The sequence below is a fragment of the Shouchella sp. JSM 1781072 genome (genome assembly GCF_041949915.1).
Classification (GTDB): Bacteria; Bacillota; Bacilli; order Bacillales; family Bacillaceae_D; genus Shouchella.
In genome coordinates this window covers 578157-601705 of sequence record NZ_JBHFQE010000001.1, presented here as the reverse complement: position 1 = coordinate 601705, position 23549 = coordinate 578157, and the positions used below count along the sequence as shown (strand labels likewise).

Annotated in this window: 27 protein-coding genes and 9 tRNA genes; 10 read left to right on the top strand and 26 right to left on the bottom strand. The window is 40.1% G+C overall.

Annotated elements, in window-relative coordinates:
• Nucleotides 1-84 precede the first annotated feature (84 nt).
• Nucleotides 85-1761, top strand: coding sequence for a DEAD/DEAH box helicase (locus ACE1TH_RS03215; protein ID WP_255223425.1), 1677 nt, complete (start codon nucleotides 85-87; stop codon nucleotides 1759-1761).
• Nucleotides 1748-2548 (top strand): YqhG family protein, encoded by an 801-nt coding sequence (locus tag ACE1TH_RS03210; protein WP_255223426.1) that lies wholly within the window; start codon nucleotides 1748-1750, stop codon nucleotides 2546-2548. Before ACE1TH_RS03215 ends, ACE1TH_RS03210 begins: the two co-directional genes overlap by 14 nt.
• 52 nt (nucleotides 2549-2600) lie before the next feature.
• Here ACE1TH_RS03210 and ACE1TH_RS03205 read toward each other — a convergent pair whose 3' ends face one another.
• Nucleotides 2601-2786: a DUF2759 family protein gene (locus tag ACE1TH_RS03205; RefSeq protein ID WP_099301273.1), complete on the bottom strand. Its 186-nt coding sequence runs from the start codon at nucleotides 2784-2786 to the stop codon at nucleotides 2601-2603.
• Nucleotides 2787-2912: 126 nt separating this feature from the next.
• Between ACE1TH_RS03205 and ACE1TH_RS03200 the strand changes: the two genes are divergently transcribed.
• Nucleotides 2913-3545: an MBL fold metallo-hydrolase gene (locus tag ACE1TH_RS03200; RefSeq protein ID WP_255223427.1), complete on the top strand. Its 633-nt coding sequence runs from the start codon at nucleotides 2913-2915 to the stop codon at nucleotides 3543-3545.
• A 50-nt stretch (nucleotides 3546-3595) separates the two neighbouring features.
• Here ACE1TH_RS03200 and ACE1TH_RS03195 read toward each other — a convergent pair whose 3' ends face one another.
• The 7 genes from ACE1TH_RS03195 to comGC all read right to left on the bottom strand — a co-directional run bounded on the left by ACE1TH_RS03195 (nucleotide 3596) and on the right by comGC (nucleotide 5926).
• Entirely contained in the window at nucleotides 3596-3838 is a 243-nt protein-coding gene (locus ACE1TH_RS03195) for a DUF2626 domain-containing protein (RefSeq protein ID WP_038485837.1), read from the bottom strand.
• A gap of 72 nt (nucleotides 3839-3910) precedes the next feature.
• Nucleotides 3911-4105 (bottom strand): YqzE family protein, encoded by a 195-nt coding sequence (locus tag ACE1TH_RS03190; protein ID WP_099301275.1) that lies wholly within the window; start codon nucleotides 4103-4105, stop codon nucleotides 3911-3913.
• Between the two features lie 47 nt (nucleotides 4106-4152).
• A complete protein-coding gene (gene comGG / locus ACE1TH_RS03185; protein WP_099301276.1) occupies nucleotides 4153-4515 on the bottom strand; it encodes a competence type IV pilus minor pilin ComGG in 363 nt (120 codons plus the stop codon).
• Nucleotides 4493-4936 carry a ComGF family competence protein gene (locus ACE1TH_RS03180; RefSeq protein WP_099301277.1) on the bottom strand — a complete coding sequence of 148 codons (444 nt, stop codon included), beginning with the start codon at nucleotides 4934-4936 and terminating at the stop codon, nucleotides 4493-4495. The genes comGG and ACE1TH_RS03180 overlap by 23 nt, the downstream gene beginning before the upstream one ends.
• Nucleotides 4920-5144 carry a hypothetical protein gene (locus ACE1TH_RS03175; protein WP_375078360.1) on the bottom strand — a complete coding sequence of 75 codons (225 nt, stop codon included), beginning with the start codon at nucleotides 5142-5144 and terminating at the stop codon, nucleotides 4920-4922. The genes ACE1TH_RS03180 and ACE1TH_RS03175 overlap by 17 nt, the downstream gene beginning before the upstream one ends.
• Before the next feature lie 52 nt (nucleotides 5145-5196).
• Nucleotides 5197-5628, bottom strand: a complete 432-nt coding sequence (comGD, locus tag ACE1TH_RS03170) for a competence type IV pilus minor pilin ComGD (RefSeq protein WP_255223428.1) — start codon at nucleotides 5626-5628, stop codon at nucleotides 5197-5199.
• Entirely contained in the window at nucleotides 5615-5926 is a 312-nt protein-coding gene (gene comGC, locus ACE1TH_RS03165) for a competence type IV pilus major pilin ComGC (RefSeq protein ID WP_099301280.1), read from the bottom strand. The genes comGD and comGC overlap by 14 nt, the downstream gene beginning before the upstream one ends.
• A gap of 161 nt (nucleotides 5927-6087) precedes the next feature.
• Between comGC and yidD the strand changes: the two genes are divergently transcribed.
• Entirely contained in the window at nucleotides 6088-6348 is a 261-nt protein-coding gene (yidD, locus tag ACE1TH_RS03160) for a membrane protein insertion efficiency factor YidD (RefSeq protein ID WP_375078359.1), read from the top strand.
• Nucleotides 6349-6428: 80 nt separating this feature from the next.
• Here the strand turns inward: yidD and ACE1TH_RS03155 are convergent.
• From ACE1TH_RS03155 to ACE1TH_RS03100, 12 genes are all read right to left on the bottom strand, one after another.
• A tRNA-Leu gene (locus ACE1TH_RS03155) sits at nucleotides 6429-6510 on the bottom strand.
• Nucleotides 6511-6516: 6 nt separating this feature from the next.
• Nucleotides 6517-6607 (bottom strand) — tRNA-Ser (locus tag ACE1TH_RS03150).
• Nucleotides 6608-6621: 14 nt separating this feature from the next.
• Nucleotides 6622-6695 (bottom strand) — tRNA-Ile (locus tag ACE1TH_RS03145).
• Between the two features lie 20 nt (nucleotides 6696-6715).
• Nucleotides 6716-6786, bottom strand: a tRNA-Gly gene (locus ACE1TH_RS03140).
• Between the two features lie 85 nt (nucleotides 6787-6871).
• A tRNA-Gly gene (locus tag ACE1TH_RS03135) sits at nucleotides 6872-6943 on the bottom strand.
• 7 nt (nucleotides 6944-6950) lie between these two features.
• Nucleotides 6951-7025, bottom strand: a tRNA-Gln gene (locus ACE1TH_RS03130).
• Between the two features lie 5 nt (nucleotides 7026-7030).
• Nucleotides 7031-7107 (bottom strand) — tRNA-Met (locus ACE1TH_RS03125).
• 104 nt (nucleotides 7108-7211) lie between these two features.
• Nucleotides 7212-7304: transfer RNA gene (locus ACE1TH_RS03120), tRNA-Ser, on the bottom strand.
• A gap of 7 nt (nucleotides 7305-7311) precedes the next feature.
• Nucleotides 7312-7384: transfer RNA gene (locus tag ACE1TH_RS03115), tRNA-Ala, on the bottom strand.
• Nucleotides 7385-7545: 161 nt separating this feature from the next.
• On the bottom strand, nucleotides 7546-8589 hold the full coding sequence (comGB, locus tag ACE1TH_RS03110) for a competence type IV pilus assembly protein ComGB (protein ID WP_255223429.1): 1044 nt from the start codon (nucleotides 8587-8589) through the stop codon (nucleotides 7546-7548).
• The gene (locus tag ACE1TH_RS03105; RefSeq protein ID WP_176554267.1) at nucleotides 8589-9587 is read right to left on the bottom strand and encodes an ATPase, T2SS/T4P/T4SS family; all 999 of its coding nucleotides are present in this window, start codon (nucleotides 9585-9587) and stop codon (nucleotides 8589-8591) included. Before ACE1TH_RS03105 ends, comGB begins: the two co-directional genes overlap by 1 nt.
• 59 nt (nucleotides 9588-9646) lie before the next feature.
• On the bottom strand, nucleotides 9647-9979 hold the full coding sequence (locus ACE1TH_RS03100; protein ID WP_099301283.1) for a hypothetical protein: 333 nt from the start codon (nucleotides 9977-9979) through the stop codon (nucleotides 9647-9649).
• Nucleotides 9980-10009: 30 nt separating this feature from the next.
• On the opposite strand from ACE1TH_RS03100, the gene ACE1TH_RS03095 reads away from it, so the two are divergent.
• Complete coding sequence (locus ACE1TH_RS03095; protein ID WP_375078358.1) at nucleotides 10010-12298, top strand: ATP-dependent helicase; 2289 nt, start codon at nucleotides 10010-10012, stop codon at nucleotides 12296-12298.
• A gap of 83 nt (nucleotides 12299-12381) precedes the next feature.
• Nucleotides 12382-13764, top strand: coding sequence for a glycosyltransferase (locus ACE1TH_RS03090; RefSeq protein WP_255223431.1), 1383 nt, complete (start codon nucleotides 12382-12384; stop codon nucleotides 13762-13764).
• Here ACE1TH_RS03090 and ACE1TH_RS03085 read toward each other — a convergent pair.
• Together ACE1TH_RS03085 and ACE1TH_RS03080 are read right to left on the bottom strand one after the other, a co-directional pair.
• A complete protein-coding gene (locus tag ACE1TH_RS03085) occupies nucleotides 13738-14826 on the bottom strand; it encodes a glycosyltransferase (RefSeq protein ID WP_255223432.1) in 1089 nt (362 codons plus the stop codon). The two genes, ACE1TH_RS03090 and ACE1TH_RS03085, sit on opposite strands and share 27 nt — an antisense overlap.
• A gap of 23 nt (nucleotides 14827-14849) precedes the next feature.
• Entirely contained in the window at nucleotides 14850-16490 is a 1641-nt protein-coding gene (locus ACE1TH_RS03080; protein WP_255223433.1) for a glycosyltransferase, read from the bottom strand.
• Nucleotides 16491-16577: 87 nt separating this feature from the next.
• Here ACE1TH_RS03080 and ACE1TH_RS03075 point away from each other — a divergent pair, with 87 nt between their 5' ends.
• Entirely contained in the window at nucleotides 16578-17009 is a 432-nt protein-coding gene (locus tag ACE1TH_RS03075; protein ID WP_255223434.1) for a hypothetical protein, read from the top strand.
• Here the strand turns inward: ACE1TH_RS03075 and ACE1TH_RS03070 are convergent.
• Together ACE1TH_RS03070 and ACE1TH_RS03065 are read right to left on the bottom strand one after the other, a co-directional pair.
• Complete coding sequence (locus ACE1TH_RS03070; RefSeq protein WP_255223435.1) at nucleotides 16992-17954, bottom strand: NAD-dependent epimerase/dehydratase family protein; 963 nt, start codon at nucleotides 17952-17954, stop codon at nucleotides 16992-16994. The two genes, ACE1TH_RS03075 and ACE1TH_RS03070, sit on opposite strands and share 18 nt — an antisense overlap.
• 10 nt (nucleotides 17955-17964) lie before the next feature.
• Entirely contained in the window at nucleotides 17965-19218 is a 1254-nt protein-coding gene (locus tag ACE1TH_RS03065; protein WP_255223436.1) for a nucleotide sugar dehydrogenase, read from the bottom strand.
• Nucleotides 19219-19657: 439 nt separating this feature from the next.
• Between ACE1TH_RS03065 and ACE1TH_RS03060 the strand changes: the two genes are divergently transcribed.
• From ACE1TH_RS03060 to ACE1TH_RS03050, 3 genes are all read left to right on the top strand, one after another.
• Nucleotides 19658-20359 carry a BMQ_0737 family morphogenetic spore coat protein gene (locus tag ACE1TH_RS03060; RefSeq protein ID WP_099301291.1) on the top strand — a complete coding sequence of 234 codons (702 nt, stop codon included), beginning with the start codon at nucleotides 19658-19660 and terminating at the stop codon, nucleotides 20357-20359.
• A gap of 132 nt (nucleotides 20360-20491) precedes the next feature.
• Entirely contained in the window at nucleotides 20492-21229 is a 738-nt protein-coding gene (locus ACE1TH_RS03055) for a hypothetical protein (protein WP_375078357.1), read from the top strand.
• On the top strand, nucleotides 21226-22155 hold the full coding sequence (locus ACE1TH_RS03050; RefSeq protein ID WP_375078356.1) for a CgeB family protein: 930 nt from the start codon (nucleotides 21226-21228) through the stop codon (nucleotides 22153-22155). The genes ACE1TH_RS03055 and ACE1TH_RS03050 overlap by 4 nt, the downstream gene beginning before the upstream one ends.
• Here the strand turns inward: ACE1TH_RS03050 and ACE1TH_RS03045 are convergent.
• Both ACE1TH_RS03045 and ACE1TH_RS03040 read right to left on the bottom strand, forming a co-directional pair.
• Nucleotides 22148-23212, bottom strand: coding sequence for a glycosyltransferase (locus ACE1TH_RS03045; RefSeq protein WP_375078355.1), 1065 nt, complete (start codon nucleotides 23210-23212; stop codon nucleotides 22148-22150). The two genes, ACE1TH_RS03050 and ACE1TH_RS03045, sit on opposite strands and share 8 nt — an antisense overlap.
• A complete protein-coding gene (locus ACE1TH_RS03040) occupies nucleotides 23212-23538 on the bottom strand; it encodes a DUF1360 domain-containing protein (protein ID WP_099301295.1) in 327 nt (108 codons plus the stop codon). The genes ACE1TH_RS03045 and ACE1TH_RS03040 overlap by 1 nt, the downstream gene beginning before the upstream one ends.
• Nucleotides 23539-23549: the final 11 nt, after the last annotated feature.

Below are 23549 nucleotides of genomic sequence, written 5' to 3'. Positions count from 1 at the left end.
TAATCCTACCAACGGACAATGAATTACGCAACAAATTTTTCTGAATTTCAGCATATTTTTCGAAATATAAAGGATGTGAACCCGTTGGATATTAACATTAACTTTGATAATGATTGGAATGTTCGGTTTTTAGAAAAAATCGCTCAAGATGGCCCGTGGTCAGACTTTGAAACCTATAAACTTGCTTTTGAAGCGCAAAAACATTTACAAATACCAGAGTTTAGTGGGTTGGTAGCACCACGATATCTGCCTCAACTCGAACCGTTTCAACATCAAATTGAAGCGGCAGAAACAGTCATTGAGCAAATGCACGGAAAAGCGATTCTTGCTGACGAAGTAGGCCTTGGTAAGACCATTGAAGCTGGTCTTGTATTAAAAGAATATATGATTCGCGGTCTTGTAAAAAAAGTACTTATTTTAGTGCCTGCTTCATTAGTTTCACAGTGGGCAAACGAACTCAATTCGAAGTTTTATATACCAGCGATCCCTCAAAAAAAAGCATACGTATGGGAACAATGTGATGTCGTGGTTGCTTCAATTGATACCGCAAAACGTCCTCCCCACCGGGAGATTGTGTTGGATCAACCTTACGACATGGTGATCATTGATGAAGCACATAAATTAAAAAATCCTAAAACAAAAAACTATGAATTCATTCGTTTATTAAAGAAAAAATACTGCTTATTGTTAACCGCTACCCCGGTACAAAACAAACTTGAGGAAATCTTTAACCTTGTCTCTCTTTTAAAACCAGGACATTTAGGAAATATCGAGAGTTTCGATAAAGCTTTCCGTGCCGATAAACGATCAGCAAAAAATGATGAACAATTACGCTCTCTCGTTCAACAAGTAATGGTGCGTAATCGTCGTGAAGATACGGGAATTGAGTGGACAAAACGTGTTGTGCAAACCATTCCGATTCAATTCAGCAATAGTGAACGACAATTTTATGAAAAGCTTGAGCATAATCAAGCGGGGCTGAATCACTTTACATTGCTAACGTTAAAACGAGAATTGTGTTCAAGTCGCGAAGCTGTATTTATGACGCTTAAAAACACAATCGAAAAAGCACAGGAAAATGGTAATGACCCGAGTAATGCAGTCGCGCTGCTCAATGAAGCTGCAACCATTGAAGGGCACGCAAAAGCGGAAAAAGCTTTAGAATTGATTCAATCCATAGATGACAAAGTCATTATTTTCACGGAATACCGCGCCACTCAAATGTACTTACAATGGTTTTTTAAACAACACAATATTAGTTCAGTTCCCTTTCGCGGTGGATTTAAGCGAGGAAAAAAAGACTGGATGCGTGAATTATTTCGCAACCACGCGCAAGTGCTTATCGCAACAGAAGCTGGCGGTGAAGGAATCAACTTACAGTTTTGTCACCACATCATTAATTACGATTTACCTTGGAATCCAATGCGAATCGAACAGCGAATTGGTCGGCTCCATCGCTTAGGTCAACAGCATGATGTTCAGATATACAATTTTGCGGTTCAAGAAACCATTGAGCAAAAAATTCTCGACTTGCTGTACGATAAAATACATTTGTTTGAATCGGTGATCGGACAATTAGACGACATTCTTGCGAAAATCGAACTTCCAGATTTAGATGAACATGTAAATAACATTATTGAACAATCGTCTTCAGACGGTGAAATGAAGATTAAATTCGATCATCTCGCAGCTGTTATTAATGAGGCGCAAGAGGAACTCAAGTCAGAAAATGAGGAGAAGGAAGATCATGAATCAGCTTGATATTCACCAGTATTTAAAACGTTATTTTCTTGCTCACGATAGTTCAATCGTTGAAGAGTCCCCTGCTCATTTAACGGTTAAGCTGTCAATTAAGCTAGATAAAGCGTTAATGAATCGCCCGTTTTATTGGCACTATCAAGAAAAAATCGGGTCCGAACCTAATCCAATGACGATAACGCTCATCACTGATCAAAATCGCATTCCAGAAGATTTGCAAGGTGAAGTGATCCACTTTGGCTCTCCTCGCTTATCACAGATCTTTGATTCAGCAAATGAACTTGGGGCCTTCATTCGCATGTATGAATCAGCTCCAAATCTGACAACTGGTTCGCATCCGCTACACCCGTGGTTAGCGGTTAATGCAAACATTTCTTTCCAATGCGATCGAAAGAAAGATGTTTTGCTGTCCCTTGGGTTAAATTTAATTAACGGGCAAATTGTTCCACAATTTTTTGATAAAGTTGATCAGCTCACGCTCACGCCTAAAATACCAGACTACTGCTTCACCCTCTCCCCTCTCGTGAAATTGGAATCGGGGTTAAAGCGACTGCAAAAAGTTATGAAAACGTATATTGAGAATGAACCAACGCACTGGGCTGCTGCTGCACATACACGATGGGCTAACGATGAACAACTATTAGAATCATTTTACGAAGGAACTGATGATAAACCAGAAAGCTACTTCGCTGAAAAAGATGCGTTACAAGAACGATACGAGCCACACATACATGTATCCATTGTCAATGGCGGCATCTTTTATTTGCACCAACAAATGTTTCAATCATAAAAAAAGAAGCAAGCTGCGTTGGCAGCTTGCTTCTTTTAGATTCCGCTCCATTCTATTCGAGCGGAACACCTCCACCGTGAACGAGATAACTATAAATCGTTGCAATGGAGAAGAACCCAAACACTAGTACAGAAACCCCGCTAAATCCTACTGCAAAGAAGTTCTTTCTTTTTAAACTTACAATTGCACCTGCAAAAGAAAAAATTGCAACAAATAATGCCATAACTGCAAAAACCATGAGCTTTTCCTCCAGTATGTATTTGATCTTATTGTACTCGTTTTCATTGCGTTTGTCGAGCGCTCTTCTTTTCTATTCGAATGGGCTGTGATACACTTTAACTCACAAGAAAAGGAGGTAGCCCCTATGTTTAAACAAATTCCTTTAGGACCGATTCAAACGAATGCCTACGTCCTATATAACGATAAAAAAGAGGCTGTTATCTTTGACCCTGGTGGCGACGCAGAAGCCTTTATACACTGGATAAACAATGAACAGTTAAACCCGCTCGCCATCCTGTTAACACATGCTCATTTTGACCATATTGGCGCTGTGGATGAAGTGAGAAACGCTTTTGATATTCCTGTCTATTTACATACAGAGGAACATACTTGGCTTGGCGATCCCTCTTTAAATGGTTCTTCTCGCTTAACAGGCAGAGCGTTAACAACTGCCAAACCGGCTGACTATGATCTTGAAGATGAAACAGAATTAACGATAGGCTCTTTTACATTTTCGTTGCTTCATACACCAGGTCATTCCCCAGGAAGTGTATCGTTTTATTACAAAGAAGAAGCTATCCTATTTTCTGGCGATGTGTTATTTCAGCAAGGAATTGGTCGAACAGATCTCCATGGCGGAAACCATGCTCAATTACTATCCTCTATCCATCATAAAATACTTCCTTTACCAGAAGAGACCACCGTTGCATCTGGTCACGGTCCGTTGACAACCATTGGTCAAGAAATGGACCATAATCCTTTTCTAACAGGTTATTAAAAGAAACCGCTGCTTACAAATGTTAAGCGGCGGTTTAATGTATGTATATACTAGTGGCCAAAGCTTGGTACATTAATAAATAAAGCGTAGTACGTAAACCCTACGAAAAATACAGTACAGTAGCCAGCAAAAATATACACATATACACGTTCAGACAGCTTTAGGTAGCCAAGCGCAATTAAAATAAACGTTTGAGCAAAGAACAGGAGTGACATATTATACATATTTCCAATATAAAATAAAACTGCAAAAATTCCTGTCCAAAAACCTAGGCCTCGATACATGCGATCCATCATGTCTACCCCTCCTTATCTTAGACGGCTGTCCTCTTCATTATATACGAGAAGATGATTTTTTGTAAATGCTTACTTATGCCGTTCGTTCTTTCTTTGTCGTTTAAATACGGAGAGTGCAAACGGGATGATTCCAAAAGCCCAATGGGAAAGTGGTTCTTGCTCGCTTTTCTTTTCCTCGCGCTTTCGATGACGTTCAGATTTTGGTTCATCAATTTTTTTTACCGCTTCTTGCGTTGCAAATTTAAGTAAATCTTGAAAAGACATCCTGTCACCTCTTGCTACCAGTCTTTCCAAATTCAATTTGTTTTATCCTATAATCCTTCTTTATATGAGCTGATATCACCAGATTTTTCTAACGTAAATGTCGCTGTTCGTTTTTTTCCATTTTTAAGAACAGCTGTCAGTTTGATTAATTTCTCATCTTTTTGAACCATTTGCACGCTAACCTCTCCGATATCAACCGAAATGTGGAAGGCATCTTCGTAATCATCAAGGGCTTGTTGCAAACCAAGATGTAGTAAGTTTTCAAGCTGCATATACTCATGCTGTTGAATCAGATAAGCATGTTCACGTTGATATTGATTCAGTTGCCATAATAAAAAGATCGTTAGCAGAAGAAGAAAAAAGAGGGTTGGTAGAAAAACCAGCCCTTCATCTGACTGTTTGATAATCATGCACCCACTCTTTCATTGATACAATCAATTTCTCGTACATTTTGCCGGTGTTCATTGTCAGGCTACATGTATAGTGTACGTCTTTTATTGAACATGAAAAGGAGTCTACCCCTTCTAATACGACGACATGTCCTTTTTTGTCTCTAAACCGTTGAATTCTTGTTTCTAGCCTCATTTCATAGGAAATAACCGTATCGTCTATAAACAATTCTAATTCATTGTCTTTCCATCTTATTGCATCTGCTTCTTTTGCTTCTTGAGAAACATGATTAAAAAAGCGAATCACATCATCGTTACCGGCATTTTCAGTTGTTGTGACAACAAGGAAGATATTCGGCAAAACGAGGACAACTAGGCTTAATAAGCTTAATCCAATTAACTGTTCAAGGTACGTAAACCCTGTATCATTTTTCCAACACATAGACACATAGTGCTTTACTTCGTTTTAAATGACTTTCTTGACACTTCCTATACATTGAATCATCTCCTATTTGTTCCCATGCTTTTTGAGAACCAGAATGATAGGAAAGACGACTTTTCTCTAAATCGTACAAGAGTGAGAGTTCTTCATCAATTGCTCGCCTTTCTTCTATTAGCCAAATGCAAGCAGGTATTAAACTTAAACTCATGAGGCTAATTAATAGAAAAGCACCTATAGCGTCTAGCAGTATAAAACCTTCATCATGACTCCTGTTGGCGATAGACAATATGCCCCTTTCCAATTTGGATTGTAAAACGTACATGATGATAATGCGTGCGCACGTCCCATGAACCGGACTTACGAGGATGACCATTTGCCAAAAATGAAACGTCTTGAAGGGCAAGGGTTACTGGTTCCATTTCCAAAGAAGTTGGGTACTGGACACGCGTTTTTTCTTGTTGTTCAACATAGATAATCAGCGTATTGTCTTCAAATTGGACAGACGTCACTTTACCTTCTGTCATGGCAACATGTTGGGCATATAAAAGATCATGTTTTAACTGCTCAATCGTTTGTTGTTCGATTTTTTTATCTTGTGATTGAATGTAAAGGATTGGAAGAAGAAGAAAAACGGATATAAGAAGAAGTGTAAAGAGGAGCTCTATGAGCGAAAAACCTTCATTCGTTTTCAATAAGAACTTGCTTTCCATTTAAAACTAATTTCTTGCCTGAAGCACATGTGATTTGGTCCACATAGCCCTCAGATACGAGGACATCAAGTGAGGCAGGAATTTTTCCGTGTTCGACTTCATAAGCGCCAACTTGAGTTTGCACAAGTTTCTTTGTCGCATCACAGCTTTTTCCACCTGCCATATCCGTGTTTTTGCTCATATTAGGAAGTGCAATAAGCAGTAAAACGGAAATAATCATTAACACAACGAGCATTTCAATTAACGTGAAGCCATCATCTTTCTTTAAGCGCTTTATCATAAATCACCTCATCAGACAGATTAAATAATCCTGAACCTCCTTTCTTTATGTGTCTCTACTTTATTTGACAAATCCTTACAAACTCCTGCTAAATTTGACTACTTTTTGAAATTTCTTGGCTCTTTTTTTCTTAGCACTCTTTTTGATATAATAGAGGGAATATGGATGAAAGGATCTTTACTGTGAAATCAATTTTATTAGCCATCATACGTTTTTATCGCAAATATATTTCCTCCGTACTTCCACCAAGATGTCGCTTTTATCCGACTTGTTCTCAGTATGGTTTAACAGCAATCGAACAGCACGGAGCAATAAAAGGGAGTTATTTAACCATTAAGCGCATTCTAAAGTGTCATCCCTTTCACCCTGGAGGCTTTGACCATGTACCCGAGGTAAAAAAGAAAGAACATATCCATCGTTAATGGATTTTCATTCACGATTGTAGCTCAATGCATAAAAAAACAATGGAGAACATCTCCATTGTTTTAACGTATTTGTTTTATGCGGGTGAAGGGACTTGAACCCCCACGTCATAAGACACTAGATCCTAAGTCTAGCGCGTCTGCCAATTCCGCCACACCCGCGATTTCTGGCGGAGAAGGAGGGATTTGAACCCTCGCGCCGCTTACACGACCTACACCCTTAGCAGGGGCGCCCCTTCAGCCACTTGGGTACTTCTCCGTAATATATAGGGATGGGCCTGAGTGGACTCGAACCACCGACCTCACGCTTATCAGGCGTGCGCTCTAACCAGCTGAGCTACAGGCCCCTTTTTTCACAAAATAAAAAAGCGGGTGATGAGAATCGAACTCACATCATCAGCTTGGAAGGCTGAGGTTTTACCACTAAACTACACCCGCATGGTAAAAATAAAATCTTACTAACGTATTCACTTAAACAATATGAATTAAGTATAACATTAAACGCTCTTTATTTCAAATAAAGAGCGGAAGACGAGATTCGAACTCGCGACCCCCACCTTGGCAAGGTGGTGTTCTACCACTGAACTACTTCCGCATATAAATGGCTGGGCTACCTGGGATCGAACCAGGGAATGACGGAATCAAAATCCGTTGCCTTACCGCTTGGCTATAGCCCAAAGTTTGGTTGCGGGGGGCGGATTTGAACCACCGACCTTCGGGTTATGAGCCCGACGAGCTACCAGACTGCTCCACCCCGCGTCGTTACAAAGTATTTAGATGATGATTATCCAATGATGTCCAACATCTTCCTCTTCTCGTCTTTCAAAGAAGCGTAGGCATCTATTGTTGCTGAAGAGTAAATATGGCGGAGGAAGAGGGATTCGAACCCCCGCGGGCTTTGACACCCCTGTCGGTTTTCAAGACCGATCCCTTCAGCCGGACTTGGGTATTCCTCCGTATAAGTGGAGCCTAGCGGGATCGAACCGCTGACCTCCTGCGTGCAAAGCAGGCGCTCTCCCAGCTGAGCTAAGGCCCCATAAATTCGTATATGTATGTCGTCTCAAGTGATTACCTCAGCGACATTTAATAATATATCACAGCTTTTATAAAAGCACAAGTGTTTTTTATAAACTTTTTTCTGGAAAACGAATTAATGGTTTTATTTTACCGATTAATTGGATCTCATGCAAGTTTTGCTTACATGAGATCAAACATTTCATACATGGGAAGCATGATCATTAAAAACAAGAAAAAGATAAAACAACCTATACATACAAACAAAATCGGCTGTATTATTTGCAGCAGCTTTTCCAATTTCCGATCTAACTCTTCAATAATCCATTCGCTAAAAAATTGTAAGTCTAGCGCTAACTTGGCTGTTCGGCTACCGTTCTCCACGACAATTGGGAGTTCACTTAAATAATAAGGTTGGTGTCGCATATACGATGCTAAACTATTTCCTTGCTTTAAACTTTGATTCATTTTTCGTGCTTCATCTTTAAAAAAAGGCAAATACGACTGCTTTTCAAAAATATTTAATGCCTCATTGATGGACATTCCTGTTTGCAGCAATTTCCCAAGCTGTAGCGAGAAATAAAATGTAATTACCTGCTTCATAATCGTTTGCGAAAGTTTCCACTTTAATAAAATGTGAACTTTTTCATGTGGGGTTAAATGGTGAATATAGCGTTTGCTGCTCACGTATCCAATACTCGCTAAAAGCAAGAAGGCGATACACACATATGGAAGATTCTCTAGGAAAGAAAAGAAAAAAAGAATAAAACGTGGTGGGGATTGATTTAACGTTGAAAAAAGAGATTGAAAATGTGGAACGATGTACAGATTTAAAATCAGCAAAGCCATCATTACACCAAATGCTAATACGAGCGGATACCGTAATAGTTTTTGCAGCTGCAGTGTCGTTTTAAGCCGTTTTTGATAAAGTTTTGCTGCTTCCATTAACCCGTCTGCCACTTGCCCTTGCTCTTCATAAAAAAAGATATATGATTGAACATCACTTGGTAACGCTAATGCTTGCAAACTTTTTGAGAGCGGCTGGCCCATTGTTAGTTGTTGTTTAATTGAACGAATCATCTCTTTCCAATCATCATTTACTTGAACCGATAAAAAGGATAATGCTTGATCTGCGCTATAGCCGCTTTGCAACAATTCACCTAGTTTTTGTATAAATGAAATGTCGGCTTGTTTGTTTCGTTTTTTCCACACTGAACGAAACATCATTACTCCACCCTACTGAGACGAATGCACGCATCGTCGTCAAGAATTCCTACTGCCCATGCTTTTGCAGCTTTTTTTAAGAAAGGGCGAGGCTTTCGCTTCCCTTCTCCTACTTCTTTTAATTGATGTGCCAACAGCCAATCAAAAACGGCGAGTCTTTGATCAGCTCCTTTTTGTGCAATCAATTTCTGATACACAATTGCTTGAAGACAAGATAGGTTCCCACCAATGCCAAGATCTCTTAATCGATCAATGGTTAAGGCTGAATTTGTCACGTGAAGACTAGCAATGACAAAATGACCTGTAATGGCCGCTTGAACTGCAAGAGCTGCCGTTTCTTTATCTCTTATTTCTCCAATGACAATAACATCGGGATCATGTCGTAAAATTGCTCGTAATGCCCGTTCAAACGTTAAGCCTCCTCTTGATTGAATTTCAACTTGCGTTATGCCTTGCAATCGATGCTCGACTGGATCTTCGACAGAGATAATTCGAAAGCCTCCAATTTGAACAAGTTGTTTTACAAATGAATAAATGGTGGTGGTTTTGCCAGAGCCTGTTGAACCGGTTACTAAAAACAAGCCAGGGAGTGCCGATAAGAGTTGATTGAAATGATGGGTATCTTTTAAGAAAGGGGAAAGGGACTGTAGCGGGACGATGGAAGAACTGTTTAAAATTCGAATCGCAATACTTTCTAACGGGGTTGTGGGGAGCGTTGAGATTCTCATCGCAATTGGTTGTTCGTTCCACATGTACTCAAATGCTTTGCTTTGTGATTGACGCCGGTCGCTTATGTCCATGCCTACAATGTACTTCAGATGGTTTAAAATCTTTTTTGCTTCATCTGTATTCATCGTGTACACAAACGTTAAAGTTCCTACCATACGAAAATGCACATCATAGCCATGCTGATTCGGAATAAGGTGAACGTCAGAGGCTTGTAATTCTAATGCTTTACTTAGTAAAGTATCACTTATAAACGAATGGGATGTTTCGAGCATAATACCCTCCTTTCCTTTTATGTGTATAACCCATTCGACATCGTTTTCCCATTTCCTTCTCATCTTTTTTTGCGTCTATTTGCTTTTTTTATTTTTGGGATTGTTTCCGCCGGTTGTTTTCGAATCCATTTAATAAATTTACTTACTTTCTCATCTCGTTTTAACTCTTTTATTGTTGTTAACCTAGAAGCAATCTCTTTATTTGTATAGACCGCGTGAATATGTTTATGACAAGGCACACAGAGATCTGCCGTCGGTTTAAACGTTCCCCCTTCTTCTTTTGGTGTTAAATGATGAACCGTCGTTCGCACTCCTTTACGCTCACATAGTTCACAAGTCTCCTGTTTCACTTTTGTCGCCTCCAGCTTTTTATTGAGTTCTTTCCCTTTCATTGATACGATAAGAGATTGAAAGGAGCTCTCATGCATATCGCACGTTATTTTAACCAACAAATTGACTTACACACTCTTGAACGTTCTGAGTGGAATAAATTGTATTTGGCAAGTAAACAAGGCAATCTTACTTGTACTTATTGTCAAGCTCCTATGCGCATGACGTTATTCATTCAAGATAAACCTTTATTTATTCATCCGGAACCCGTGAAGGATGCCTGTCGGAAAAATCAACTTGCATCCCCTCCAACAAAAGCACCAATAGAAAAGCCAAAAGAATTTGCTGGCTTTAGTCTACCGAAAAACAACCAAATTGGCGGAAACGAACAAACAGAAACGATTTGGAAAGAAGCGGAATCCTTAACTGGTCTGCAATCGTTTCAACCAGATACAGAGCAAACGCACGACCATGATCCATACAGATCGACACTAGAGGCAGCCTCATTAACCTTTAATCAAGAACAATGGAACAGTATAAAAAAAATTAATGGTCCATTACTTATTCTCGCAGGTGCAGGAAGCGGAAAAACCCGTGTAATCACTGCAAGAGCCGCTTATATGTTAACCGAGCTCAATATCCCAATAAACCGAATGGCCCTTGTCACCTTTACGTCTAAAGCGGCAAAAGAAATGAAAGAACGCATGATGCTCTACCCAAATATTACAAGAAAAATGGGTGAGCAATTATTGATCCGCACGTTCCATAGTCTTTTTTTACAAATGCTCAAACATCATCACCCTGATCAATGGCACCACTCTCGGTTACTCCAATCCCCTCTGCCGCTAATTAAGCAGATTGGATTAAGCTTCGGCTACGACGAAAACGAATTTGCATACGATTCAGCTGTCACACAAATTAGCTATTGGAAGAACCATATGCTACAACCAGATGAGGTTACAACAAAAACAAACTTTGAAAAAAAGGTGAAATCCATTTATGTGACTTATGAAGAAGAAAAACAGCGTCAGACGCTTTATGACTTCGACGATATTTTATTAGGGTGCTTTCAGTTGCTTAGAGAAAACCCGCCTTTACTTGAGCGATATCAAGAGCGATTTACTTATTTATCCGTTGACGAGTTTCAAGACATTAATCTTCTTCAATTTGAAATTGTCCGCATGCTGTCTGCAAAACAGCGGAACTTATGTGTGGTTGGCGATGACGATCAGTCCATCTATGCTTTTCGAGGGAGTGACCCTCACTTCATTCAACAATTTACATCCTATTATCCTAATGCGACTGTTGTTTCATTAGAGCAAAATTATCGTTCCACACACGAAATTATTGCTTCTGCAAATACTGTCATTAAAAAAAATTCAAGTCGTCTACAAAAAACTTTGCACGCACAGCGAAGTGAAGCGAAACAAAAGCCATTATTGTTTTATCCTTATAATGAAGAAGAAGAAGCATCCATTATCGTTGAAGAGATTCTTCGCAAACAATCAGATGGACAAGTCATTGATGACATTGCTATTTTGTTTCGGACAACAGCGTCTGTTCGAGCGTTACTAGAACGACTCATTGACGCTGACATTCCTTTTTTAATGGATCAATCGATAGGGACCTTTTATGAGAAACCCATAGTCAAAAAGGCTCTCGCTTTTTTACGGCTCGCTCTCTATGAAGACCACGTTGAAGCAGCGCCCTATGCCTTGCAAGCACTTTTCTTAAAAGCAGACAAGCAGCGTGAACTTTTCGAATTACAGCAACAACGCGGTTGTACGTTACTAGAAGCTTTTCCCTTTTTAACAAATACACAACCCTTTCAGAAAAAAAAGTTGCATCAACTCCCTGGGTTATGTCGTAGGTTAACAGCTCTTACGCCAATTCAAGCATTAGAAAGTATTGAGCAAGATATCGGTTTTAAAGATACCTTAAAAAAACAAGCACAAGAAGGCAATCAGCTTGATAAAGGCAGTGACGCATTTAAGCAGTTAAAAGCGCTTGCCCGTCAACATGAGACAGTCGCTTCATTTCTACACTATATTGATGCGATGACGCAAAAAGTAAATGAACATAAGCAGTCAACAAATAAAAAAGGCGTTCGTCTGTTAACCATTCACCGTGCAAAAGGGCTTGAATTCGAACAAGTTTTTGTGATCGGTTGCGTTGACCGCTCCCTTCCTCACGATTATGCACTTGACGCTTTAAAAGATGGAGATGAGGGACCGCTTCAAGAGGAAAGACGATTAATGTATGTTGCGATGACTCGTGCAAAATCCTTTCTTTATTTGTCCGCCCCTCTTTATTACTTTGAACATAAAAGCTTTGTCTCACGCTTTTTGCTTCCGCTATTACAAAGTCGTTCACGCTCGTGAGCGGCTTTTTTCCTCAGGACTAGTACAACCTTTTCATGACATAGAGTACTAAAGGACATGAACATGGAAAGGTGGCAAGGCAAATGAGACGAAAAACGAGTATCGTGATTTTAACCTACAATCAGTGGGCGTTAACAAAGATGTGTTTAGAAAGTCTCTTTACTCACACGAATCCAGAAGAGATTGAAGTGATTGTCATTGATAATGGTTCAACCGATGACACGGTAGCCCATCTTACAAAAGAGTCACGAATCATCTTCGTGGCAAATGAAAGCAATCAAGGTTTCGCAAAAGCTTGTAATCAAGGCGCTGAACTTGCTACTGGGAATGAGGTTTTGTTTTTAAACAACGATACGATTGTGACAAAAGAATGGTTAACACGAATGAGGAAAATTCTTGATTCTGATCAAAAAATAGGCTTAGTAGGTCCAATGAGTAACTATGTAAGTGGTGAACAGCTTATTCAAGATCCCTACCATTCACTAGAAGAAATTGAGGCCTACGTTGAAACAAGACACAAACGTTTCCATGAAAAAAAAGCATACGTTATGCGGTTAGTGGGCTTTTGTCTACTCGTAAGAAAAAAGGTATTAGAAGATATTGGCGGATTTGATGAACGTTTCGAAATCGGCTCTTTTGAAGACGATGATTTTTGTTTAAGAGCCGTACAGTCCGGCTACCGATTAGCGATTGCTTTAGACGTCCACGTCCATCATCATGGTCACGCAACGTTTACCGGTAGCCCTGAAATTAATTTTAATCAAACGTATTTGGATAATTATCAGCGCTACGTTCAAAAATGGGGAGAAGATCTTTCCTACTTTATGCACGGTAGACCTGAACTTGTACAACTTGTCCCTCAAGATGCCAAGCAGATACTCGATATCGGCTGTGGTGCTGGCGCTACTGGTTTGCAGCTTATCAACCGTCAAAATAGTGAACTTGTAGGCGTGGAAGGAAATGAAAAAATGGCACAGATCGCTCGTAGTTATTACAAAGCTGTCTATGCCATTAATCTTGACGAAACAGTCCCGCCTTTAAAGCAAGAGTCCTTTGATGTCATTCTATTTGCAGATATCCTTGAACATTTAAAAGACCCATGGAAAATCGTTCAACAGTATGCAGCCTTTTTAAAAAAAGGCGGCGCCATCATCGCAAGTATTCCGAATATTGGTCATGCAGAAGCTCTTTTACCGCTCTTATCAGGTCGCTTTGACTATCGAGACGCTGGCATTCTCGATAAAACGCATTTACGCTTTTTCACACCACAAACGTTGTATACGTTATTTCCAACTGATCAGTTTTCAATCCGGCAACAATTTTCAACCCATGTGCCAATTGACGCAAAAGTAAGTACGTTTTTTAATGAAGTTAGCTTACTCGGCAAAAAATTCGATTTTGATTTAGATGGACTTACAGACGCGATTCGAACGTACCAATCAGTCGTTTTGTTCAAGAAGCTTTAATTGCTCTTTGAAATACGTACGATTGTACTCAATCCGACTGTCATTCGGTAAATACGTTGCAGCTTGTTCATTATGCTCATTTCCTTTTTCAACCATGCCAAGTTTATCATAGCTAACCGCAAGCTGTAGGTGCGGAATCCACGTCTCACAAGCAACATTTTGAAAGTAAGCATTTTCTTCTTTATTTGCAATTGCTAGCTCATACCAAAAAGTCGCTTCTGCAAATGCTTGCTTTTCTAAAAATAAATGTCCGATTCGACAGCATGTTTCCGGTTTTGGTTTTCCGTATTCTAATGCACGAAACACCCATTCTTTCGCTTGTTTTGGCACGCCTAAATTTAAATAACAATCGGACAGTTTGTGACACGTTCGAATGAGATCTTCGGACCACCCTTTTTCCGTCTTAACAAACTTCAAATAATACTCAATCGCATCTTCAAATCGCCTGTGGTCCGTTAACTCATTTGCATAATATAATAAGTCCCTTGGTGTAAACGTTTCTCCAGATGCTTTCATTTGCTCATAAATATCTAGGTTTCGCGTAAGATCGTGCCCATCGTCAACACTTAAATGCGTAACAGCAATGTCACTATGGTAAAGTTCGCCGAATACTTCAAGATACTCATGAACGGCTCCATGCCAGACAAACCCACGGTCTTTCCTTACAATTCGAAACCGTCTTATACTTGAACTAGGACGACCACTTTCGTCAAAAGCTAAATGATAATCCATGGATACCGCATCGACTTTTTTAGGGAGCGTTGATTTTAAGTGAATGAGTTTTTTTACATCGTCTTCTTTTAAGACATCATCGGCATCGAGCCACATCACATATGGTTTTGTCGCATAGGAAAATGCTTGATTACGCGCTTTTGCAAAGTGATTGACCCATTTAAAATCAAACACGTGGTCCGTAAAAGTCGACGCGATTTCTTTTGTTCGGTCGGTTGAGCCTGTATCCAAAATAACAATTTCGTCCACCGCTTCTTTTACGCTTTCCAAACAACGCGCTAAAACTTGTTCCTCGTCTTTTACAATCAAACACAAACTGATTTCAATCACGTGCACCACCTCCACAGCCCAGTTTATGTGCGCTCAGGCTGTGTTGTGCCTGTATGAATATAGGACACGCTTGCTTTTTTCACCTGTACTTGCTTTAAACAGTCAGCAAATGATAATGATGGTAAGAGTTCCCGCCTTCTTCCTTCATCCGTAAATCCACCACGTCGATTCGTTTTTAAAAATAAATGGTTAAATCCATTAAGCAAATCACGGAGCAAATCCTGCTGTTTGTTTTGCAAGTAGGCACGCACATCTACTTTCGCACCCTTTACGACAGGCACTTGATCGACAAAAAGATCAATTTGAAGGTTTTCAGGCGAACGTACCTCGCATGCGAACGATGTCGGCAACAAAAACGGTGGGAGGAGCACACTTGATAAATGAATGTTTACAGATGGATTTAACATCGTTACAAGTTGTTGTCCTTTAAAAAAACTGTCCATTTGTTCAAGCGTTGTAAAATGGTCTTCTTGATCATTCACAATGAAAGCATCAGGATTAGCCGTTGCTTGGTCGACGAATTGAGCGATCTGATAAACCGCTAGCGGGATGAAGCCATGATGATACAGACAAAACTGCCCTCTAGCTAAATAGCGGCCCATTTCATAAGCATGGCCCAGCTTATCGCTATTCGTTAGCCGAATATACGGCTGCTTCATTTGTTGAAATTGCCAGCATAGAACGGAACACTCTTCTACAACAATGGGAATCACTTCAATCGTTTCATTACGCTGTAATTGAGCGATCGTGGTCACCATGCTTGGGTCGTATGACTGATCGAAATAAACAATGAAAGAGACTGGTTTTTCTTCATGCCCACTCCACCATTGTTCTCGACAATGGTTTCGATCGCTTTCGCTATAGCTGATCTCCGTTTCTATAACCGGCTGACTCGCTTCGCTAACATAGTAAGCAATTGCTTCTAGCGCATCTCCTTGCATCCTTTGCATGGCGAGAGATAGAATCTCCGTTCCTCTAGCGACATGGTTCTTTCTTGGCTTATTCATTTTTAATACATCGATGGCATAAGGTGAATTTACTTTTTTCGTTTTTTCTAAACAGACGCTCGTCGCTAGCATCGGATTTGCAAATGCGCTCACCCCCATATTTTCTTTTAAAGAATGACTAATAGCATGAGGAATGGTTAATAGATTTTCTGCTCTTAAATCGGATCGTCCTTGCACTTCATTTAGAAAATAACGTGCTGCAGAGATTGTATCCGCTTTTTCATAATGGGTAATCCAATCAATTGAGTTTATGCTAGCATCCTCGCCTTGTTCAATCGCTTTAATAAACGGGAGGTATTGCTCCGCTTTTATAATGATATCGGCGTCTGTTATTAAATAAATATCTGCCTGGGCCTCCTTCAAACCAATTGCTCGACCAACATCGTTTCCGAGTGGATATTGATAGTGGACAACTCTCGCTCCTTTAGACTGGGCAATCGCTGCGGTTTGATCTGTCGACCCGTTTACCACGACAATAAGGTCATCCGGTTCTAGCCGATTAATTTCATCAAGCACGCCCCCAAGTGTATCCTCTTCGTTCATTGCTGGAACGATTACCGCTAATCGAAACGAGCGATTTCGGTGCACCGGTCGCTTTTTTTCTGTATGCACTTGCTTTTGATACGCACGTTGAGTTTTGCGCTGAAAATATTGCATTTGTCAGCTCCTTTCTTCTTTTTTCATCATGATTAACATCGTTCTTTCATATGGTTATAGAAAAGCTAGTTGAGAGGACTGAACGCTATGTCATCATCCACTTCACGACTTACACCCGTACAGCTTCATCAACGGTTAATTCATGCAGAATCAGAAATTACTCGATTAACGAAAGAGCTTAATCGCTATAAAAATGATTATCATTACAATATGATTGATGAGTTGCTAACGGAAAATGAAAAACTTCTTGAAGAAATTACTGCATTGAAGCAACAGTCACATCCTCCTACTAAAAATGAGCCAGTCATGCCGAACTCCACTACACCTCACTCGACTCAGCAGAAAGAGACGTCTTCAAAGGTCACTGAAACAAGTCGAACGACACTCCCAGCAGATGAGTCCATCTTTTTTTCAAGCAAAGCAAAACTTCCTGAACAAGAGGAGCAAGATTCGCCTGAAACAGACGATCACACGACCAATTGGTTTTCTCGAAGCATAAAATCACGAACCAAGAAGTAACCGATAGTAATCAATCGTCTCAGTTAACCCTTCCTTAAGAGGTGTTTGAGCATGATAATGTAACAACTGCTCCATTTTTTTTGTGCACGGTATACGTTTCTTCATGTCTTCAAAGCCACTTTCATAGACTTCTTTATAGGGGGTAAATTGAATCTCTGATTTACTATTAGTTAGGTCAATAATGACTTTTGCAAGTTGTAAAATCGACATTTCATTAGCAGAACCAACGTTTATTACTTCCCCATTACACGTATGATTTACGGCAAACCGTGTTGCCGCAACAGTATCTTTCACATACGTAAAGCACCTTGACTGTAACCCGTCACCATGTACGTACAGAGGGGAATTCCGCAAGGCAGCAGTGATGAAAATGGGAATAACCCCTCCATATAAACCTGACTTCGCCCGAGGTCCGTATGCATTGAAGTACCGTAAAATCGTGACGGGTAGCCCTTTTTTTGCTGCCGCTAAAAACATATGCTCTTCTAAAGCCTTCACCGTTGCATAGCACCAGCGATGTGTACAGGTTGCGCCTAATAATCTGTCCCCGTCCTCTTGATACGGAATGGCTTCACTTTTTCCGTACACTTCAGAAGTAGAGGCAAATACGACTTTTTTCTTAAATTTCAACGCCTTATTTAATACAACTTGAGCAGGGATTAAGTTACCATTAATAATAAAATCAGGTTCTTCAACACAGCGCTTTACACTTAAAGAGGCAGCTAAATGAAACACAACATCTGCCCAACCAACCCACTTCTCCATTACTGCCTCATCTTCTACTTTCCCATGGACGAAATTAAAATTCGCCGATCGCTTGAACTGATTCATAACAGAGTCAGTATTATCTTGATCAATCACACAAACCTGAAAGCCTTCCGCTAGAAGCAGCTCTGTTAAATGAGAGCCAATAAAACCAATTCCTCCGGTCACTAAAATATTCATTCGTTTCCTCCTAAAGCGTAAAAAGATGCGGCGTGTTTCCATTTAGTCGATTTCTCGTGTCAAAGATCAATTGGCTATGCTGCATAATAAAGTCGTAATCCAATTGATCATGATCGGTCAAAAGGACAACTAGATCAAATGACGCCAATCCTTCTTTCGTTAAATCAATTGAATGGTACAGACGATCATTTAACGAGCACATTGAAACAAATGGATCATAATAAGAAATTTGACAGCCAGCTTGAATTAGCTGTTCCGCTACAACAATTGATTTTGATTCCCTCACATCTTTGCTATTTTTTTTGTAGCTTAAGCCGATCAGTAAGATGCTTTTTTGGTCAAGGGGGTGTATAAGCGAACGGACTCGATTGACAATATATTCAGGCTGCTCATCATTAATCGCTTTAGCTACATCAATAAAATGAGTTGGACTTCCTGCTTGATTCGCCTTCCATTTTAAATAAAGGGGATCAACTGGTATGCAATGTCCACCTACTCCTGGACCAGGTCGATATCCTGAAAAGCCATATGGCTTTGTTTCGACAGCTTGCAAAACCTCCCAAATGTCCACATCAAGTTCATTACACACCCGTGCCATTTCATTAACGAACGAAAGGTTAATAAAGCGTTGCGCATTTTCAACCATCTTCACTGCCTCTGCGGTTCGTGTTGAACTCACTGGAATTAGTTCGTGAAACAACGTCTCGTACAGGCGCTTTACTTCAGCTAAACAATTGGATGTTATCCCGCTAATGACTTTCGGCACATTCCTTAAATGAAACTTTTTATTCCCAGGGTCCAATCGCTCTGGCGAGTAGCCGATAAAAATGGTTTCTCCTACGACGAAGCCTCCCTGTTCAACAATCGGCACGACAATCTCTTCGGTTGTTCCAGGAAAGGTAGAACTTTCTAAAACCAGTAGCTGCCCTTCTTGTAAAAATGGCAGCATTTGATTTAAAGCAATTTGTACATAACAAAGGTTTGGCGATCCTGTGCTTGCTAAAGGGGTTGGTACACAGATAAGGATGACATCAACTTGATTGATTTCTTCATAAACAGTCGTTGCAACAAAAGGAAAGCTCATTAATTCAACGATGGCTTCATCTGTCATTTCGCTTAAATACGATTGACGCTGGTTTAATTGCGCGATTTTATTTTCATCATAATCAATGCCAATAACATCATGGCCTTTTTTACTGAATTCGAATGCTAAAGGTAGCCCTACAAACCCTAAACCAATAATGGCAATTTTTTGTTTCTTCATATTAAACTCCTTTATTCATTCTCCCTACACATTTGCCTATTGGTTTACACTATTCATTTGAAAACCAAAATGTTCAGCAAAACAAAAACCCACACCAATCTATAGAATAGAATGGTGTGGGTTTATAGATGAACCTATGGTCTTTTTTTTCCACAACAGCCGGTGTTGTGCTTTTTATCTGATACAGGTTTCGCAACTGGCTTTTTCGTCACAAAGTATCCTTGAGGATTTTTTTTGTACTGCATCTTATTCTCTCCTTATATAGAAAGTATGGCTCGATGTATTCTATGCAGATTGAAGAAAGTTTGTTTAAGGTTTCAAAATAAGCCGCACATATTTAGACAATAGTCATAATATACAGTAGTCCGAACGCCTTTAGTTGCTTTGTTCATTTTTTTCTAAAGCTGACTAACGGTTAAAATTAAAAGGAGGTCCCTCCATGAGTCACGACCATGAAAAACACAATGTTTGCATCAGTGTTCCTAAAGTATTTGATTGGGTAACACGCCAAGTTGATTTACCAACACTTAGTTTCAGAGAGCCAGAATTATCGACGCTTTTCCCAGATTGCACAGGTCCAACACCGGGACCAGGCTCTTTATGCGCATTACTACAAGCATTCCCAAATTACCAAACTGTTTGTCGTGTACTTGAAAATTCTCTTTTGACAAACGAAGTGACAAATCCTTTCGGTCGTACGGAAGTTGAAGTTACGCTACCGAATGGCGAAGATGTTTGCTTAGAGAAAGTAAAAGTACTAGCAAAAGGATTAATTGAAGTTGATATTTTAGATGAGCTTGGGAACCTTATCTGTACTTCTGATCCAATCGACTTTGCAACGATTCAAACATTCTATCTTTGCGCACCTGAAGGAACATCTGTAGATGCTTTTATTTCTGCAGGTCAATGTGATGCAGAAGTTGTTTGCGATACAAACTTCTCACAACTAGACATCTCCTTCTCATTCTGTCTAGATGTACACGTCTTCGCAGATGTTCGCTTAGAAATTGAAGCAGCATACTGCAAACCAAGACATGAGTTTCCTGTTTCTGATGTCATTTGCAGCGAAAATAAATTCCCGCCACAATGTCCAGTTGTTTTCCCTGGCAAAGGGTTCGGGAAAAAATCAACCGTAAAATAAACAGGATGGAAGTCGCACCTAATCGTGCGGCTTTTTGCGTTGTCTTGTCTAGCGAATGTGTAGCTTTCTCTTCTTAAATCGATTGCTTTCTCATAGAATAAACGAAGGCTATCAAAAAGTGAGGCGGTTCAATTGACAGAAGAGCGAAGCAACACACAAGATAAAAAAATGATTCAGTTAAACCAAAAACTTCTTCATTACCGTTCTGAAGTTGTGAAGCAAGATCGTATCCTTGCTGATCAGCACAAACGACTGCTTGATCAAGATGAAGTCATTCATGAACTAACCGCGCGTATAGAAGAGTTGGCGAACAATCCTGCGATTGCTATCCAAGAAGAAGTAGCTGAGCCTTTAAAAAGCGAAGCGAATCTTAAAGTGGAAGAACCCACCATTCAAATTGATTCTTATTTCACTTACGCAATTATGGCACCTTTTGAAACAAAGGATGACGAGCCATTTGTTATTAAAGGACATATGGTCATAGAAAATCGTAGTTCTTCTTCCTTTATTAATCCAGTTATTTGTTTAAGTTTTAACAAACCAGCGCTTGCAAATTTGTCTGGACGCATTGAGCGCTCAAAAACAAATTTAAATCAATATTCGGTTTCTAGAGATGGTGTGACCGACACGTGGAGATTTGTAGAAGATAAGGATGATAAGCAAGCGAAAGAAACAGGCCAATTCTGGCTAACCCCTCCAATTGATGAAATTCCAGCACAATCAACCATTACATTCTCTGATTTTGAAATTATTATCCCGACACAAGCTCAGGACAAATCGCTTTCTTTACAAGTATCAGGATATGTTTATGGAGCTGAACTACCAGAAGGAAAAGCTTCCTTAAACACGATTACGCTTACAGTATCATGAATATTTTATTGCTAAAAGCACCCTACGGTGGCATTTATAGCGATTTTGAGCGTTCTCTAACAAAAGGATTAAGACGCCATTGCACAGTAGTTGATGAACCTTACAATCGATTTAAAAATAACCGACTCGTTTCGTTTTGCAGACAACACCAGATTGATTGGATCATTACGTTCAATGGCTATTTTTTTTCGAAAGATGAAAAAGAGCTTTTTTGCGCTGGTCATCTTCCACCTTTAGCAGTCTGGCTAACCGAAGACCCGTATTATGTTTCACCTTCAATGGACATTCTCTCGATTGCAACAAAAGCTTGGTCCGTTGATACCGCTGCAGTTGACCTGTACCGTCAACAGCATCAGTACGATCATGTAGATTTCTTACCTCTCGGTTTTGAAGAGGACTGGTTTTATCCTGCAGAAAGTTCACCTCTGTATGATCTTGTATTTGCAGGCTATCCATATGAAAATCGAGTGAAATGGTTACATGCTATCGCCAAAAACATCGACTTAACTTTAGCGATTGTGGGTCCGTGGCGTCCAGATCAATGTCCGCCTAACGCTTATCACAAAGCAACCTGGCTTGCCCCTAAAGAAATAGGTGCGTTCTATCGACAAGCAAAAATGGTTTTAAATAGCTACCGTACTGCACATGATGGAATCATGGCAACCAGTATTAATAATCGAACATTTGACATCGCTGCTTCTCAAGCATGTCAGCTAAGTGAATACCGCGAAGGAATTGAGACATTTTTTCCGAATCAAGAAATCGTTACGTTCACCGATACTTCACAGTTGCTTCATGCCGTGCAAACCCTTCTAAATGATTCAGATTTAAGAAAAGACCATGCATATAGAAGTCGTCAACGGATACATGGCCATCGTTTTTCCGATCGTGCATATACTATATACAAAGAGCTGGAATCTAGGTAAGCTCCGATTCCAGCTCTTTTTGTTTCGCTTCACATAATTCTTTTAATTTTTTATACAACGCTTCTCCAGTAGTCGACTCCACTAGCCAGCCCGCACGGTTTGTCTTTATTGCTTCCGCTTGCGCTCCTAGGTTAAACGCAAGCACAGGATAGCCTAGTAGCATCGCTTCATGAGTAGTATAGGAAAACGTCTCTGGGACAATGGAAGGAATGCAAATGAGATCAATGGCATCTTCCAGAAGCAGATCCGCAAGATTGTCAATCTCATACGTCCCTCTTTCGTGAATCATTCTTTTTTCCGAAAGCGCTGGGGCAAGACTTCCATAAGAATAAATACTGAGTGGTAAGGGTGCAGTAGCCTGTTCCATTCTATTCAACAATTCAAGCAGGACCGCTTCTCCTTTATGTTGATAAATCGATCCAATCACGGCTACATGTAGAGTTTGGTTACGCCGTATTGACTGCTTATGCACACTTTTTTTTATGGAGGGAAGTGGATGAGGTTGAACAGCAATTGATAAGACTGGAAAGTATGTAAGATAAGCTTGTTTAGTGGATTCACTCGGTGCAATGATCAGAGAAGCGCGCTGAAAAAGCAGGTTGAATGACGCTCGCCACGCTTCAACCGTATGTGGCGGTGGCCCAAATGTAAGTAATCGTTTCGATTTATGTTGATTTTCTAAACAACGCTGGCAAACGAGTGGATCTTTCTCCATTTCACAATAACGATTGTGATCATTTAAAAAGAAAACAGCTGGACAAACGCCATAATAATCATGCAGAAAAACGTCATAAGGCACTGACAGTTCTTCTAGTAACGCCTGTATCTCATTTATACGAAACCCCCACACATGATGAACTTCTATGTGCTGTATTGGGAGCCGACGCAGTCGTTGAACGATCGCTTTCATCGTTAAATAGCGTTCTTTTTTTGCTTGAAATAGAAGCCAGTATCCTCGCGCAAGTGGCATACATTCTATTGTAAACGTATGTTTTCGAGTTTTTAGGAATTGGCTAACACCGCCTCCTCCATTATGGTGGATTAAAAGTGTATACATTAGAGGCGCCTGCTGGCAGCTTCAAAAATCGCTGCGCCATATGCAATACTGAGGCAGAGAAAGACAGGGAAAAAGAAAGCAGGAAACACGATAAATCCTACAAAAAAGCAGAGAGCCACCCACACGCTTGTGCACCAATAACATGAAAGAAGCGACCCAATAAATTTACGTAAGCCTCTTCCTTTTGGGTACGCATAAAGTGAATCTCCTTCTTCTTTTAACTCAATAAACGGTTGTCGAAACCATTCCATGATCTCGTCCGTCACAAGAAGACGCGTCATTCTTCCTGTTGCCATGATTAAGATTATCCATTCAAACCAAGTCATCCTCATCCCTC